Below are 14630 nucleotides of genomic sequence, written 5' to 3' on the forward strand. Positions count from 1 at the left end.
AAAGAAAGGCTTAAGGACAGGCTGCCTCCAGACGTGAAGTATTAAAGAATAAAAAAACAGAATGAACAAAATCAGATTTGACGAGCTTCCGCTTTCGCCGGAAGTACAGCGTGCTATCGCTGACATGGGCTTCGAAGAAGCCTCCCCCATCCAAACAGAAGCCATCCCGGTTGTTTTAGAAGGTCGCGACATCATCGGCCAAGCACAGACAGGTACTGGAAAGACTGCTGCCTTTGGTATTCCAACTATTGAGAGCATAGACGAGAGCGACCGCAGTGTGCAGGCGCTCATCCTGTGCCCAACCCGTGAACTGGCTATACAAGTAGCCGGTGAAATACAGAAATTAATCAAATACAAGCCAGGCATCAGCATTGTGCCTATCTATGGTGGACAGGCTTATGACCGCCAGCTGCGTGCCCTCAAGCAGGGTGTACAGATTGTGATTGGTACGCCAGGCCGTGTGATGGACCACATTGAGCGCGGTACGCTTAAGCTTGATAAAATCAAGAAAATCATCCTGGACGAAGCGGACGAAATGCTTGACATGGGCTTCCGTGAGGACATCGAGTTCGTGCTGAGCAAGATGCCCGAGGAGCGCCAGACCATTTTCTTCTCGGCCACCATGTCCAAGCCGATTATGGAGCTGACCAAGCGTTACCAGAACGACCCGGTGATTGTGAAAGTGGTGCACAAGGAGCTGACGGTGACCAACATCGATCAGGTATACTTCGAAGTGCGCAACAGCATGAAGCAGGAAGTGCTTTCCCGCATCCTGGACATGCACAACATGAAATCGGTTATCATCTTCTGCAATACCAAGCGTATGGTGGACGAACTGGTGACCAACCTGCAGGCACGCGGCTATTTCGCTGATGGCCTGCACGGTGACCTGAACCAGAACCAGCGTACCAACGTGATGGGCAAGTTCCGTAACGGCATGCTGGAGATACTGGTAGCTACAGACGTGGCCGCCCGTGGCCTGGACGTGGAGAACGTGGAAGCCGTGTTCAACTACGACCTGCCGCAGGACGAAGAGTCTTATGTACACCGCATTGGCCGTACGGGTCGTGCCGGTAAGTCGGGCCGTGCCTTCTCTTTCGTGTCTGGTCGCTCCGACATGTACAAGCTGAAGGACATCATGCGCTATACCAAGGCCAACATCCAGCTGCAGCAGGTGCCTACCTACGAAGACGTGAATGAAATCCGTACCAACCTGTTCCTGGACAAGGTGCGCGAGGTGTTGGAGAAAGGCAACCTGAACAAGCACATCAACAGCATAGAGAAGCTCGTGAACGAGGAGTATACCTCGCTTGAAGTAGCTGCCGCCTTGCTGAAGATGAGCCTGAAGGAAGCCAAGACCAAAGAAGCCGGAAAAGAAGCGGAGAAAACGATGGGTGCGACCAAAGACGGTTATGACCGTCTGTTTATCACCATTGGCAAGAAAGACCGCGTACATCCGAAAGACCTGATTGACCTGTTGAGCCAGAACGCTGACATCCCTGCTTCCAAAGTAGGCGACATCGATTTGTATGACAAGTTCAGCTTTGTGGAGGTGCCAACCGAATACACAGCTGACATCCTACAGAAAGTAGGTCGCATTGAAGTGGAGGGCCGCATGGTGATTGTGGAGAAATCGCAGAAGAAAGAAGGCGGTGCTGCCGGTGGCCGAGAAGACTTCGGCTTCGGTGATCGCGACCGTGGCGGTGACAGAGGTGGTGACCGTGGAGGCAGACGCTTCGGTGGCGGTGACCGCGAAGGTGGTGACCGTGGCGGACGCCGTGATGGTGGCTACGGTGGTGGCGGAAGCCGTTTCGGTGGCCGTGGCGACCGTGACTCCTTCAGAGGAGGCGATCGTCGCAGCAGCGGTGGAGACCGTGGTGGTTTCCGCAAAAAAAGATTCTAGGTTATACAACCTGTCGCTTGGCAGGTCGTATAAATAGGCATACAGTATTAAAGTGTAAAAAGCTTTAGAATTGTTAGAAAAGGTCGACTTGAAACGTCGACCTTTTTGTTTTTAGAAATTTTCATAATCCGCGCAACCTGCCCATACCTGGCCGCGTTAAAGAAGGTATCATAAAAAGGTTGGAAGATTATTCTACTGTTTACGCAGTTAGAAATGATAAGCCTGACATCAGACGGATGTCAGGCTTATCGCTATTATAGGCTCACCGTCAGGTATAGCCACAAAAAAAGGAGCCGAAGCTCCTTCCTGTTATTTGAATCTGCTAATAGTATTATGCGTTTTCCCTTGCGTTGTCACGTAGGGTGCGGATGTGGTCATGTGCATTTTTGACATCCCGGTACTGTTGTTCCACAATCGGTTTCAGTTCACCTGGCAGGTTCTTCTGCATGGCCTCCTCATAGGCCTTCACCGCATAATCCTCGCCACGCTCACACTCTTCCAGTATGCGTTTTCTATCTTTTGATGACAGGGCAGATTTGATGTCAATCCAGGCGCGGTGGATGGTGCCTTCAATAGAGCTGGACTCATCGTCGGTCTTGCCCATCTTGTGCAGTTGGTCCTGCAGCTCCGTAATCATACTGTCGCGCTGCACAGCGTACTTTCTGAAGAGCTCTTTCAGGTCCTGGTCCTCTACATCTTCGGCCGCCGTCTTATAGCCCTTCACACCGTCCTTGCATCTTTCGATGAGGTGGTGCACAGTTGAATAGACTTCTTTATTAATTTCCATAGTTATATTTTTTTAATGTTTGGTATGCTGATGTACTGTTGTAAAGTACTTTTTGTTACCAACTATGGATATATGGCTATGCTACAATATGGAAGCCGCTATGGCTTTGCCGGCCAGGAAACCAGTTGTCCAGGCGGCCTGAAAGTTGAATCCTCCGGTGATGCCATCCACATCCAGCACCTCACCGGCGAAGTATAACCCAGGCAACCGTTGGCTCTCCATCGACCTCTTGTTCACTTGGCTCAGGTCGATGCCGCCGCAGGTCACGAACTCCTCTTTGAATGTGGTTTTGCCTTTCACTTCCACCGAAGTCCGCAGCAGGGACTCCACCAGTTTGTTCGTGTTCCTGGCGGGCAGCTCGGCCCACTTTGTATCATCCGGGATTTCTGCCATACCTGCCAGTGCCTTCCAGAGGCGCTGCGGCAAACCGAACAAGGGGTTAGAAGAAACCAGTTTCTTGGGATGTGCTTTGCGGTAGCTCTGCAGCTGCTCCCGCAGGCTTTCCTCGCTGCGCTCCGGAATCCAGTTGATGAGGGCGGTGAAATGGTAGTTCTGCTCATGGAACACGCGCGCTCCCCAGGCCGATAGCTTCAGCACAGCCGGACCGCTGTAGCCCCAGTGCGTGATGAGCAAAGGCCCTTCATACTCGAGTTTCTGACCAGCTATACGCACCCGTGCGTGCGGAACGGCTATACCTTGCAACTCTTTGAGCGGGGAGGCAGGCACATTGAACGTGAACAGGGAGGGCACCGGTTCCTGCACAGCATGACCTAACTCACGCAGCCAGTCATACCCCTGCAATTTAGGATTGCCCCCGGTGCTCACCAGCAGCCTGTCTGCTAACAAAGTGCTTCCATTGCTCAGGTGAAGTAAGAAGAAGGGATTGCCGTTCGCGCCCGTTTGTGGCTCGATACGCTCCACGCCCATACCTGTCTTGATTTGTACGCCCGCTTTTCGGGCTGCCTGCAGCAGGCAATCGATGATGGTCTCGGAGGAGTCGGTGACCGGGAACATTCGTCCGTCCGGTTCAGCCTTCAGTTTCACTCCGCGCTTCTCAAACCATGCAACCGTCTCAGCCGCCCCGAATGTCTTGAAAGCGTCCTTCAGCAATTTGGCTCCCCTAGGGTAGTGCTGGGAGAAAATGGAGGGCACGAAGCAGGAGTGCGTGACATTGCAACGGCCGCCCCCAGAAACCCGCACTTTCGACAGCAGCTTGTTTGTCTTTTCAAGCAGGGTCACCTGCAGCTGCGGCTTCGCCTCCGCGCAGGCAATCGCCCCGAAAAAACCAGCAGCGCCGCCGCCTATTATTACTACTTGCATGCAGAGGATTGTAAGTTTGATTTACTACTGTCATTTGCTTGATGAGAACACAACCATTAACCATCAGCAAACAACAAATGCCCACAAAGTTACTAAAAGAAAGCCATAGGGTCAGGGTGCTGGAAAACGTAGGAGAGCTGTTCTTTCAGTTTCTGGCTGCTGATGAGCTTGAACTTGGTTTCCTCCATGTCCTTAAAGGTAGGGGGGACCAACCCGATGGCTGCCGCCGCCGCTTGGTAAAACTTTCTTCGGTGAGGGTGCTCGTCGGCACAGGCGTTATATACCTGCCCCCACTTCTGCAGTTCCACAATGCGTTGCAGCACTCCCAGGCAGTCTTCCAGGTGAATCAGGTTGACAGGAGCATCGCCATTGGGCAGGTTGTGTTTGCCCGCCATGAACCTTCCCGGCTGCCGGCTGCCGCCTACTAGTCCGCCAAAACGGACGATGGTAGTCACCCAATCCTCCTTGTCCTGGAAAAGTTTCTCGACCTGCAGCAGGGTGTTTTCAGGATTTTGTACGTCAGTATAAGCAACATCCTCTTCCGTCACAACCCGGTTCAGGTCTGGATAGACGGAGGTGGAGGAGACAAACAGCAGCCGGCTGACAGGAGACTGGCGTAGGGTTGCCAGGAGCAGGTGCATCTGGCGCAGGTAGCTTTCGCCACCGTCGGAGCGGAGTTTGGGTGGGATGTTGAGCACCAACAAATCTGTATTCAGGAAATCCTGTAGGTGCTGCTCCTCCAGCTGTTGTCCATCCAGGTTAATCAGGAACGGTGCTATACCTTTCGCTTCTAATATCCCCAGCTTTTCGGTGGAGGTGGTCGAACCGTTGACCCTAAAGCCCTGGTGCACGAAGCGTTCCGCCAAGGGCATGCCCAACCAACCACACCCCATGATGCTGATATCCGCTTTCTCTTTCATAGTATGTCGGTATAAAGATAGTTCTTGTACTTCGGGTTAGCGGTAGTTCCAGTAGAAATCCAGTGCCGTATCCACAAGCACGGGCAACAGGAATACTAGCACAAACACCACGACAGCGGCAGCCACTTTGACGTGAAACTGCTTGCCTTGCAGCCTCTGCACCAGCAGGTACCCAACCGCTATACCTGCCAGGGCCAGAACAGCCGTAATCAGCACCATGAGCATGAGGTCATTGGTCAGCACACGGGCGATGAGCCAGGAACTGAGGGCAGGCAACAGCAGTAAAATCTGGTCGATGCGGGTGTTCGGCATGGTGTGCGTCGTATGTATAGTATCCTGTACTTATCGCCTAACATTTCGTTGGGCTTTGTGTTAACCCTGGCAGATGTACATGGGCAACAGGACAAAGTAACGCATAAATGAAGTATGATGTCATAGTAATTGGCTCCGGCTTTGGGTCACTCACGGCTGCTGCTTTGCTTGCTAACCGCGGGCTTCAGGTATGCGTGCTGGAACAGGCCAAGTATCCAGGTGGCTGCTCCTCGTCCTTCAAGCGCAAAGGCTACTGGTTTGAAACCGGGGCCACCACCCTGGTAGGCTTGGACGAGCACATGCCCCTGCGCTACCTGCTGGACAAAACAGGTATAGAAGTGCCACTCCGGAAGCTGGAGGTACCCATGCAGGTATACCTGCCGGATGGACAGGTACTCACCCGGCACAACAACCTAGAGGAGTGGATAGAGGAGGCGGAGCGAGTGTTTGGCGAGTACCAGCAAAGGCCTTTTTGGGAACATTGCTACCGCATCAGCCAGGAGGTATGGCGCACATCGCTGGGGCAGCTGAGTTTCCCTTTTTCGAATATCAAGGATATGCTTCACGCCGCCCGTAGCGCCCGCCCGCACCAGTTGCGGCTGATTACGGCTGCCTTCCGCACCATGGAGGATGTGCTGAAGGCGTATGGGCTGCTGGAGAACAAGCTATTCGTGGATTTTGTGAACGAACAGCTGCTGATTACTGCCCAAAACCACCTTGGGGAAGTAAACGAGCTGTTTGGCGCCACCGCTCTCTGCTATACCTTGTATGGCAACTACTACGTGGATGGAGGCCTGATTAACTTGGTGCGGCCGCTGGAACTGTACTTATTGGAGAAAGGCTCCATCATACGCTACAGACAAGCAGTGCAGGAGGTCGTTCCGTTGAAGGAGGGGTATGAGGTGCGTACTATGGGTGATATCTTTCGGAGCCGCTTCGTCATCAGTGGCATACCTCTGAACGATACCTTGGGTCTGTTCCAGGATGAGCGACTGCGGAAACGCCTAAGCAGGTATACCTTACCCTCCGAGATGCTGAACGGCGCCTTCACGATGGGTCTCGTCATCCGCAGTCAGGAGCCGCGGCAGGTGCTGCACCAGCAGGTGCATGTGCCAGAGGGCTTGCCTTATACCGGGAGTAAAAGCTTCTTCGTCAGTTTCAGCCACCCCGAAGACACGCAGCGTGCTCCAGCCGGCGAGACCGTAGTCGCCATCAGCACACACGTGCCGGACCCGGTACAGACCTACATTTCCGACAAAAAACCATTGGAGGAGGCCATCCTGCAGGTGCTGGAGCAGCGCGGGATTCTACGGCGACAGGACATCGTATACCGCGACTCGGCCACGCCCGGCGCCTGGATTTTCTGGACACAACGGGCATTCGGTATGGTGGGAGGCTACCCGCAGTACAGCCATGTGAAGCCCTGGCAGATGAAAGATGCACGACTTGACCACAAAGGGGCGTATATTTGCGGTGACACCGTGTACCCGGGGCAGGGAATCGTAGGCACCTGTCTAAGCGGCATCATCGCGGCGCACAAGCTCCAGCAGGACCATCTTTGATATTTTCCTGCCATACCTGCATACTATACCTGCTGCCGGTGAGTTAAAGGTTCAAGGACTGGCTCGCTATGCTTTAGAGAGCGATAAACTCTACTATCATTTTCGTCTAATACACCTGGCAGCATCGGCTGCCATACCTTATGCTGAATCAATTACGCAAGTGGGCTTCACTTTCCCTTCTCTGCCTGGCCCTTGTTTCCTGCTCCGACGAGGAGGTAAAGCCAGCCAGCAGCCAGGACAACAACCTGGCCATGGGCAACCCAAGCAATGCCGGAACCGGTTTCGATAACTTCCTGATAGAGAAGCCACAGTATGCCTTGTCCTACAGCAACTACCGGGGTACGCCTAACTGGGTAAGCTGGCACCTGAGTCCAGACTGGATGGGCAATGCTTCCCGTCAGGATGACTTCCGTGGCGACAATACCTTGCCCGCCAGCTTTCAGCGGGTCATCCCCAGCGACTATACCAACAGCGGGTTTGACCGAGGGCACAACTGCCCCTCAGCCGACCGTACCCGCACAGAGGACGACAACTCTGCCACGTTCCTGATGACGAACATGATTCCGCAGGCGCCTGACAACAACCAGGAAACCTGGGCCAATCTGGAAAACTATAGCCGCAAACTGGTGGACCAGGGAAATGAGCTGTACATCATCATGGGGAGCTACGGCAAAGGAGGCACCGGGAGCAATGGCTTCAAAGAAACCTTGGCGGACGGTAAAGTGACAGTGCCCAATCGCATCTGGAAAGTAATTGTAGTACTGCCGCAGGGACATGATGATGTAGGCCGTATTACGACAAACACCCGCATAATTGCCGTAGATACCCCCAATTCAGTAACCGTCAACCCCGACTGGGGCGGCTACCGCACCACCGTAGATGCCATCGAGAAGAAAACCGGCCACGACATCCTTTCCAGCGTGCCTGCTGCCATACAAGATGTGCTGGAGGCGCAGGTAGACAAAGGCCCGACTTCCTGATGGGACTCCAGGTATAGCGAACTAGGTTCTAGCGCATTTCAGCTGCTAATCAAGTCTCGACTACGACGGTCTTGATGCCGGCTATTTCTCCGTTGGGCGTTTTTCCAAGTATCAGCACCGAGATGCGGTCTTCGCCCACTTTGTACACCTTCACATCCTGTAGCAGTTCCTGCAGCTTTTCCTGCAACTGCCGGAAACGCTGTGCCTGTTGCTCGCCTTCGGTCCCGTTCTCAGGATTTACTTTGGTCATGTTGCGGAAGAAGTAGTCTACCTCCACCACCTCCAGCGGATATTCGGCCGGCATACCTGCCAGTTTGCGCACCGTGTCTTCGTTCAGCTTATCGGCAGTATTTTCTTCGTCATAATAGAATTCAAAGGGCTCATCTGTCTCGCTCCTCATGAGAAGCCCGTTGAAGGCCCTTTTCAGTTCTTCTTCAATCTGTTTCAGTTCCATGGCTGTTGGTCTGCTTTCAAAAGAGTATATCTTTTCCTGAATTTAATGCCCCGGTTGCTTATCTTTAGCATGACCGGGGTGATGGTGTTATACGTTACCTGATAAACTATAAACGAAGCTACGCTTATGAAAGCAGAACCGATGCTGAAAGAAGGTGCTCTGAAAGGCAAAACAATTGTTGTGACCGGTGGCGGCACCGGCCTTGGCCGCTCCATGGTGAAATACTTCCTGGAACTCGGGGCCAATGCCGTTATTTGCAGCCGCAAGCAAGACGTGCTGGAGCAGGCTGCGCAGGAACTCATGCAAGAGACAGGCGGACAGGTGCTACCTATTGCGTGCGATGTGCGCAAATACAACGAGATTGAAGCCATGCTGCAGGCCACACTGGATAAGTTCGGCCGGGTGGATGTGCTGGTGAACAACGCCGCCGGCAACTTCGTGAGCCCAACCGAGCGCCTCAGCCACAAGGCCTTTGACGTCATAACGGATATCGTGCTCAAGGGTAGCTACAATTGCACCCTGGCGCTGGGCAAGCATTGGATAGAACAGAAGCAGGAGGGGACCATCCTCAACATTGTGACCACTTACGCCTGGACCGGCTCTGGCTACGTAGTGCCATCGGCCTGCGCCAAGGCGGGTGTGCTGGCTATGACGCGGTCGCTGGCATCAGAATGGGCCAAGTATGGCATACGCTCCAACGCCATCGCACCGGGACCATTCCCCACAGAGGGTGCCTGGACGCGCCTGTTTCCGAAGCAGCTCGCCGATAAGCTGGACCCGGTGAAGCGTATACCTGTGGGGCGCTTCGGCGAGCACCAGGAGCTGGCGAATCTGGCAGCATACCTGGTGTCGGATTATGCGGCCTTTGTGAATGGCGAGGTGGTGACGATTGATGGGGGCGAGTGGCTTTACGGTGCCGGAGAGTTCAACGCCTTTGACCAGATACCGCAGGAAATGTGGGACGCCATGGAAAAGCAGATGCGCGGAAAAGGGCAATAGTAGAAGTTAGCGAGTCAAGAAGACTCAATTGACTGGCTATCCCTTACATATAGTTGTTAAAACTAAACAGAATCGGCCATACCTGATTTGCTTTTGGCAATGGATGGCCGTTTGCTGTAAAGTTGCACTTTAAGAGACAAGTATCACCCCGACAGGTTTCTTATACCTTCCAATTAGAGTGGAAGTGCTCTCCTGAGGGAGTGTCTTTGCGCCGGTAGGTATGGGCCCCAAAATAGTCGCGCTGCGCCTGAATCAGGTTGGCAGGTGAGTCGGCCGTGGTATAGCCCAGGAAGTAGTTCAACGCCGCAGACATAACGGGAAGTGCAACCCTATGTTGCATCCCCTGCGACACCAAATAGGCGAAATCCTGTTGCCAGCTACGCATACGCCCCGCCACGTCGGGAGCGGTAAGGATACACTGTTGTGTTTTGTAGAGCTCGGCCAGCTCTTCCATCAATTGGGAACGGATGATGCAGCCGTTGGTCCAGATGCGGGCAATCTCACTGAAGTTGATATCCCAGCTTTGCTGCGCTGACACCTGCTGCATCAGTCTAAAGCCAATTTCGTGGTTGATATAGCGGGTGGCCTGGTAAGCGTTCTTCAACTGTTTCACAAACTCCTCCTGATTCACATCGATTGATTTAATCTGCTGCCCATAGAGCTGTGCCGCCTGCACCCGTTCTGTTTTCATGGCTGACAGCGCGCGCGCCATCACCGCAGCCGATAAGGAGTCGTACGGAACACCATATTCCAACGCCACACCTGCCGACCAGCCACCGGTGCCTTTCTGCTCGGCCTGGTCCAGCACCTTGTCCAAGAGCAGTTCTCCATCTTCCTTTTTTCGGAGGATGTCGATGGTAATTTCCAACAGGTAACTGCCTAGCCCGCTTGTCTGCCAGCTACTGAAGAGGTCGGCGATTTCAGCAGGTGTAAGCTGGAGCATGTGGCGCAGCAAATGATAGGCTTCGGCCAGCGCCTGCATCTCGGCGTACTCAATGCCGTTGTGCACCATCTTCACAAAATGCCCGGCTCCCTCCGGACCCACATAAGTAGTGCAGGGCTTGCCTGTTCTGTCGCGGGCAGCAATCAGCTCCAGGTATTTCGAAATGAGTTGGTAACCTGCCTTAGGGCCTCCGGGCATGATGGAGGGGCCTTTGCGTGCGCCCTCTTCGCCACCCGAAATGCCAGTACCCACAAAATGGATTCCTTGGCTGGTGAGCAGCTGGGTCCTTCGGGCTGTATCTTTGAAGTAGGAGTTTCCGCCGTCTATGACTACGTCGCCAGGTTCCAGCAACGGGAGCAGCGCGTCGATTTGAGTGTCTATTACCCCGGCGTAAATCATGAGCAGCACCTTGCGGGGCTTCTCCAGCGACTGCACGAACTCATCCAGCTGGTCGAACCCTTTTATGTTGGTGAACGATGGATTTTCCCGGATGACCTGCTCGGCTATACCTTCTTCCTTGCCCGCGACGTGGCGGTTGAACATGGACACACTGACGCCGTGGCCGGCCAGGTTCAGCGCCAGGCTTTTGCCCATCACGCCTAAGCCAATCACGCCGAATTCAGAGAGAGGAATCATATGTTTTATTTTGGTTTCTACTTGATTTACAATCTGCTCCGGGCTCATGGAGACATCTACATGGATGCCATACGCTGGTTTCTCCAAGGCCTCTAGTTGTGAGTCGAGCAGGACGGGGGGCATGAAGTGTGCATTACGGGCCTGCAGCCGCTCCAGGATAGTGTCTCGTGTCCCGTCCAGGTATATCCAGGTGATATGGGGAACGGTCATGAGGAGTTTCCGGTAACTTTCTTTAAGAGCAGAACAGGCCACGACAGCGCCGCCGGCCTCTTCCCAGGCAGGTAGGGCAGCTGCCAGTTCATTTAGCCAGGGCAAACGGTCCTCGTCAGTCAGCGGTACACCCTGGCGCATTATGGCTATACTGGCCGGGGAGTGGTAGTCGTCTGCATCATAGAAAGGCAATTGCAGCCGCTCAGCCAGCATCAGTCCAACGGTGGTTTTGCCACTTCCCGAAACACCCATCACGATGTATATCATGTCAACTTGTTTTGTACAGATTCAAGAGCTCAGCGGCTGCTTTACCTAGTGTACGATTATGTTGAAAGGGGTTTACAATTGAAGCGCAGGAGCGAACTCAGCTGCGCAAGATATAATGCAGCAGCATCCAAATAAGCAGGCTTTTACCCGGGGCTATTTAAAACAAAAAGCCCCGCCTGATAACCAAACGGGGCTTTCAAAATTGGAGAAACTGGGTTAACCCTAATCTACCTCGACGGCTTCTTTGGCTTTCTTTTTGGCTTCTTTCTCGGCTTTGCGCTTTGCCTTCTCGGCTCTGCGTAGCTCCTTCTTCGAAAGTTCTGGCTTGGCAGCCTCCACTTTCTTGCGGGCATCCACTTGCGGCAGGCCAGAAGTGTCATCGGAAACAAGTGTCATCTCCTGCACCAGGTGGCCGGCTCCTGCGAACTTGTCCACAATGAACAGCATGTAGCGCACATCCACCGAGATGTTGCGCACCTGGTCCGGGTTGTAAGTCAGGTCGCTCATGGTGCCTTCCCAGTTGCGGTCGAAGTTGGTGCCGATGAGCTGGCCGTTGGCGTTGATGATGGGCGAACCGGAGTTTCCCCCAGTGGTATGATTCGACGCGATAAAGGCAACCGGCATCTGGCCATCTACGCCGTAAGGGCCGTAGTCCTTGGCGTCGTACAGTTGCTTCAACTTGGCAGGTATGGCGTAATCTTCGGCGGCGCCTGAGGCGGCTTTCTCCATGATACCCTCCAAGGTGGTGTAATGCTTGTACTTCACGCCATCTACCGGCTCGTAAGGCTCCACAATGCCATAGGCCACACGAAGAGTGGAGTTGGCATCCGGGTAGAACTTGCGGTCCTGCTGCATCTGGCGCAGTCCGGCCACATAGCTTCTGTAAAGCAGGTTCAGGTTGTCGTTCACCTGCGTATAAGTCGGCAGCACCTGCGTGCGGTAGTACTCGTTGATGCTGTTGGCCAGTTGGAAGCCCACATCATTATTCAATGGATTGGCTTTGCCCGCTTTGATATCGGCCAGGGCTTTGCGCACGCCTGCCTCTGAGGTGAACAGGGACTTGCTGTATACCTCATCGGCATACTTGCTGAAGTCGCCTTTGTACTTCTGGCGCACCATTTTGAGGGCCTCCGGATGCAGCTTCTGGTCGATGTCGTTGTAGTAAAGGCTCAACAGGGCCACAAACACCTTCTTGTCGGTAGGGGCGTTGTAGTTTTTGAAGAAACCGGCTATACCTTTCTCCAGTCGCTCCAGCTGCGCGTTGATTTCCTGCTGTGGCGCCTTCGCCTCCAGCAACTCGTTCAGCTTGGTAAAGTCGGTGGCGTATTTTATGAGTTCCACACCCTGCGCTGCCTCCAGAATGTAGTCGCGGGAGATGGTGATTCCCTCCAGCGCCTTGTAGTTCTTCTCAAACTGCGCCATCAAATTGCCATACTGCTGCTTGCGCGCCGCATCGGCTGATGCCCACTGGTTAAACTGCTTCTCCAGTTCCTGCTTGCGGGCGATGGTGTTGGCTTTGCGCAGGCCGCGGCTCTCGCCAATCCACTTTTTCCAAGCATTGGCCACACTCGCGTGCTTGGCGGCATACTGAATGCGCACGGCATCAGACGCTTTCATGTCCTCGTTGAGGATGTTCAGCTTCGTGTCGCGTATCTTGATTTTGGCAGGATTGGACACCTCTTGTATCTCCTGGATGGCATGCGAGGTCAGATACTCATTGGTGCGGCCCGGGAAGCCGAAGACCATTGTGAAGTCACCCTCGTTCACGCCGCTGAGCGAGATGGGCAGGTGGTGCTTGGGCTGGTAAGGCTTGTTGTTGGGCGAGTAATCGGCTGGTTTGTTGTCGGCCCCGGCGTAGATGCGGAAAAGCGAGAAGTCACCGGTATGGCGTGGCCACATCCAGTTGTCTGTGTCGCCGCCGAATTTGCCGATGGAGGAAGGCGGAGCGCCCACCAAGCGGATATCACGGAAGGTCTCGGTGATGTACATGTAATACTCGTTGCCATAGAAGTACGGTCGGATAACGGCATCGTAATGCGTGCCGGCCGTAGACTCCTGGCGTACCTTGGCGATGTTGCGCTGGATAGCCGCTTCACGCTCGGTCTCTGATGCGTTGGCAGGTATACCCGCCAAAATCTGCTTCGTCACATCGTCCATACGCACGATGAAAGTGGCCGTCAAACCTGGATTCGGGAGTTCCTGCTGGCGGTTCATCGCCCAGAAGCCCTCCGTCAGGTAATCGTTCTTCACGGAGCTGTGGTTCTGAATCTGGCCGTAACCGCAGTGGTGGTTGGTGAGCAGGAGCCCTTCAGCGGATATCATCTCACCGGTACAAAAGCCACCGAAAGACACGATGGCGTCTTTGAGGCTGGACTGGTTGATGCTGTAGATATCCTCTGCAGAGAGCTTCATGCCCTTTTTCTGCATTTCCGACTCGTTGAGCTGCTTTAGGAGCATAGGCAGCCACATGCCCTCATCGGGGCGGGCGGTGCTTATACCCAGACTCAAGAAAGCAGCGGCAAAAAATGCTACGATGCGTTTGCTAATCATGGTTTAGAATAAGAGTTGATTTCAAAAGCCGAAGATAAGCATTAATTCAGGAATGCGATTCGGAAACCAGGCTGAGGCTGCGGCAGACGCCATACGCTACAGGTATAGCCAAAAAAAGACTGGCCAATGCCTTTGAGGCACCAGCCAGTCTGTTATTTAACACCAGGTATAGCAGCTATACCATAGCCTTCATTATTAAAGCGTACCGGGGGTAGGAGTGAAGTTTGAGTTGCTCTCCCAGGTTCTGAAGTTGGTGATTTCCTTTTGGAAGGAATCAATGAACCAGGCCATCAAGCTGATATCATCCAGAAATCCTATAAAAGGTATAAAATCGGGTATGACATCGAGCGGGGTGACCAGGTAGAGGAGCACGGCTACGCCTACGAGCAGTGATTTATTCGAAACGTTGCGGTAAGAGCCATTCGAATAAGCCTTTACCAGCCGGATGAAAGTCTGCATGAAGTCCTTCACCTGCGCGAAGCCACTTTTGTTACTGTCCACATCCACCAGTTTGCCATAGGCCGTCGTGAGCAACATGCCCAGTTTGACAGGCTTCGACATAAAACCGCCTGCCTTTCCCAAGAACCGCTTGAACATGCTGTGCTGCGAGAGTTGCAGCCCTTTGTTTATCAAATCATTAATCATAATCGTCGTTTTAGTTTTGCACTTATACGGCATGGTTCCCCAATTTGGTATGAAGGGAGAAGGTGTGGCAAATCAGCCTGGATAAATATATTTGAAAATAAATCTACAGACACTTGACTACGACCTGTATTCTCCTTTAAAT

At 53.5% G+C, this 14630-nt stretch carries 12 protein-coding genes; 4 read left to right on the forward strand and 8 right to left on the reverse strand.

Features of this window, described 5'->3' with window-relative positions:
- Nucleotides 1-61: 61 nt before the first annotated feature.
- Entirely contained in the window at nt 62-1903 is a 1842-nt protein-coding gene (locus B051_RS0109110; protein WP_018477889.1) for a DEAD/DEAH box helicase, read from the forward strand.
- 331 nt (nt 1904-2234) lie between these two features.
- Here B051_RS0109110 and B051_RS0109115 read toward each other — a convergent pair whose 3' ends face one another.
- The 4 genes from B051_RS0109115 to B051_RS0109130 all read right to left on the reverse strand — a co-directional run bounded on the left by B051_RS0109115 (nt 2235) and on the right by B051_RS0109130 (nt 5242).
- Nucleotides 2235-2690 (reverse strand): ferritin-like domain-containing protein, encoded by a 456-nt coding sequence (locus B051_RS0109115; protein ID WP_018477890.1) that lies wholly within the window; start codon nt 2688-2690, stop codon nt 2235-2237.
- An 81-nt stretch (nt 2691-2771) separates the two neighbouring features.
- Nucleotides 2772-4010, reverse strand: coding sequence for a BaiN/RdsA family NAD(P)/FAD-dependent oxidoreductase (locus B051_RS0109120; protein WP_018477891.1), 1239 nt, complete (start codon nt 4008-4010; stop codon nt 2772-2774).
- Between the two features lie 92 nt (nt 4011-4102).
- On the reverse strand, nt 4103-4930 hold the full coding sequence (locus tag B051_RS0109125; RefSeq protein ID WP_018477892.1) for an SDR family oxidoreductase: 828 nt from the start codon (nt 4928-4930) through the stop codon (nt 4103-4105).
- 36 nt (nt 4931-4966) lie between these two features.
- A complete protein-coding gene (locus B051_RS0109130; RefSeq protein WP_018477893.1) occupies nt 4967-5242 on the reverse strand; it encodes a hypothetical protein in 276 nt (91 codons plus the stop codon).
- 107 nt (nt 5243-5349) lie between these two features.
- Here B051_RS0109130 and B051_RS0109135 point away from each other — a divergent pair, with 107 nt between their 5' ends.
- Nucleotides 5350-6804, forward strand: a complete 1455-nt coding sequence (locus tag B051_RS0109135) for a phytoene desaturase family protein (protein ID WP_018477894.1) — start codon at nt 5350-5352, stop codon at nt 6802-6804.
- A gap of 140 nt (nt 6805-6944) precedes the next feature.
- The gene (locus tag B051_RS0109140; protein WP_018477895.1) at nt 6945-7784 is read left to right on the forward strand and encodes a DNA/RNA non-specific endonuclease; all 840 of its coding nucleotides are present in this window, start codon (nt 6945-6947) and stop codon (nt 7782-7784) included.
- Nucleotides 7785-7833: 49 nt separating this feature from the next.
- Here B051_RS0109140 and B051_RS0109145 read toward each other — a convergent pair whose 3' ends face one another.
- The gene (locus tag B051_RS0109145; protein WP_018477896.1) at nt 7834-8238 is read right to left on the reverse strand and encodes a nuclease A inhibitor family protein; all 405 of its coding nucleotides are present in this window, start codon (nt 8236-8238) and stop codon (nt 7834-7836) included.
- A 126-nt stretch (nt 8239-8364) separates the two neighbouring features.
- On the opposite strand from B051_RS0109145, the gene B051_RS0109150 reads away from it, so the two are divergent.
- A complete protein-coding gene (locus tag B051_RS0109150) occupies nt 8365-9237 on the forward strand; it encodes an SDR family oxidoreductase (protein ID WP_018477897.1) in 873 nt (290 codons plus the stop codon).
- Between the two features lie 160 nt (nt 9238-9397).
- Here the strand turns inward: B051_RS0109150 and gndA are convergent, their stop codons facing one another.
- From gndA to B051_RS0109165, 3 genes are all read right to left on the reverse strand, one after another.
- Nucleotides 9398-11293 (reverse strand): NADP-dependent phosphogluconate dehydrogenase, encoded by a 1896-nt coding sequence (gene gndA / locus B051_RS0109155; protein WP_018477898.1) that lies wholly within the window; start codon nt 11291-11293, stop codon nt 9398-9400.
- Nucleotides 11294-11515: 222 nt separating this feature from the next.
- Nucleotides 11516-13843, reverse strand: a complete 2328-nt coding sequence (locus B051_RS0109160) for a S46 family peptidase (protein WP_018477899.1) — start codon at nt 13841-13843, stop codon at nt 11516-11518.
- Between the two features lie 195 nt (nt 13844-14038).
- Nucleotides 14039-14521 carry a YkvA family protein gene (locus B051_RS0109165; protein WP_026236291.1) on the reverse strand — a complete coding sequence of 161 codons (483 nt, stop codon included), beginning with the start codon at nt 14519-14521 and terminating at the stop codon, nt 14039-14041.
- Nucleotides 14522-14630 lie beyond the last annotated feature (109 nt).

This window comes from Pontibacter roseus DSM 17521 (genome assembly GCF_000373265.1).
In the GTDB taxonomy this organism is placed as follows: Bacteria; Bacteroidota; Bacteroidia; order Cytophagales; family Hymenobacteraceae; genus Pontibacter; species Pontibacter roseus.

Excerpts from the sequence above, each read along its gene's own strand:
- B051_RS0109130 (WP_018477893.1), bottom strand. The coding sequence starts at position 5,242 with ATGCCGAACACCCGCATCGACCAGATTTTACTGCTGTTGCCTGCCCTC.
- B051_RS0109160 (WP_018477899.1), bottom strand. The coding sequence starts at position 13,843 with ATGATTAGCAAACGCATCGTAGCATTTTTTGCCGCTGCTTTCTTGAGT.
- B051_RS0109115 (WP_018477890.1), bottom strand. The coding sequence starts at position 2,690 with ATGGAAATTAATAAAGAAGTCTATTCAACTGTGCACCACCTCATCGAA.
- B051_RS0109140 (WP_018477895.1), top strand. The coding sequence starts at position 6,945 with ATGCTGAATCAATTACGCAAGTGGGCTTCACTTTCCCTTCTCTGCCTG.
- B051_RS0109125 (WP_018477892.1), bottom strand. The coding sequence starts at position 4,930 with ATGAAAGAGAAAGCGGATATCAGCATCATGGGGTGTGGTTGGTTGGGC.
- B051_RS0109120 (WP_018477891.1), bottom strand. The coding sequence starts at position 4,010 with ATGCAAGTAGTAATAATAGGCGGCGGCGCTGCTGGTTTTTTCGGGGCG.
- B051_RS0109135 (WP_018477894.1), top strand. The coding sequence starts at position 5,350 with ATGAAGTATGATGTCATAGTAATTGGCTCCGGCTTTGGGTCACTCACG.
- B051_RS0109165 (WP_026236291.1), bottom strand. The coding sequence starts at position 14,521 with ATGCCGTATAAGTGCAAAACTAAAACGACGATTATGATTAATGATTTG.
- B051_RS0109150 (WP_018477897.1), top strand. The coding sequence starts at position 8,365 with ATGAAAGCAGAACCGATGCTGAAAGAAGGTGCTCTGAAAGGCAAAACA.
- B051_RS0109110 (WP_018477889.1), top strand. The coding sequence starts at position 62 with ATGAACAAAATCAGATTTGACGAGCTTCCGCTTTCGCCGGAAGTACAG.
- B051_RS0109145 (WP_018477896.1), bottom strand. The coding sequence starts at position 8,238 with ATGGAACTGAAACAGATTGAAGAAGAACTGAAAAGGGCCTTCAACGGG.
- gndA (WP_018477898.1), bottom strand. The coding sequence starts at position 11,293 with ATGATATACATCGTGATGGGTGTTTCGGGAAGTGGCAAAACCACCGTT.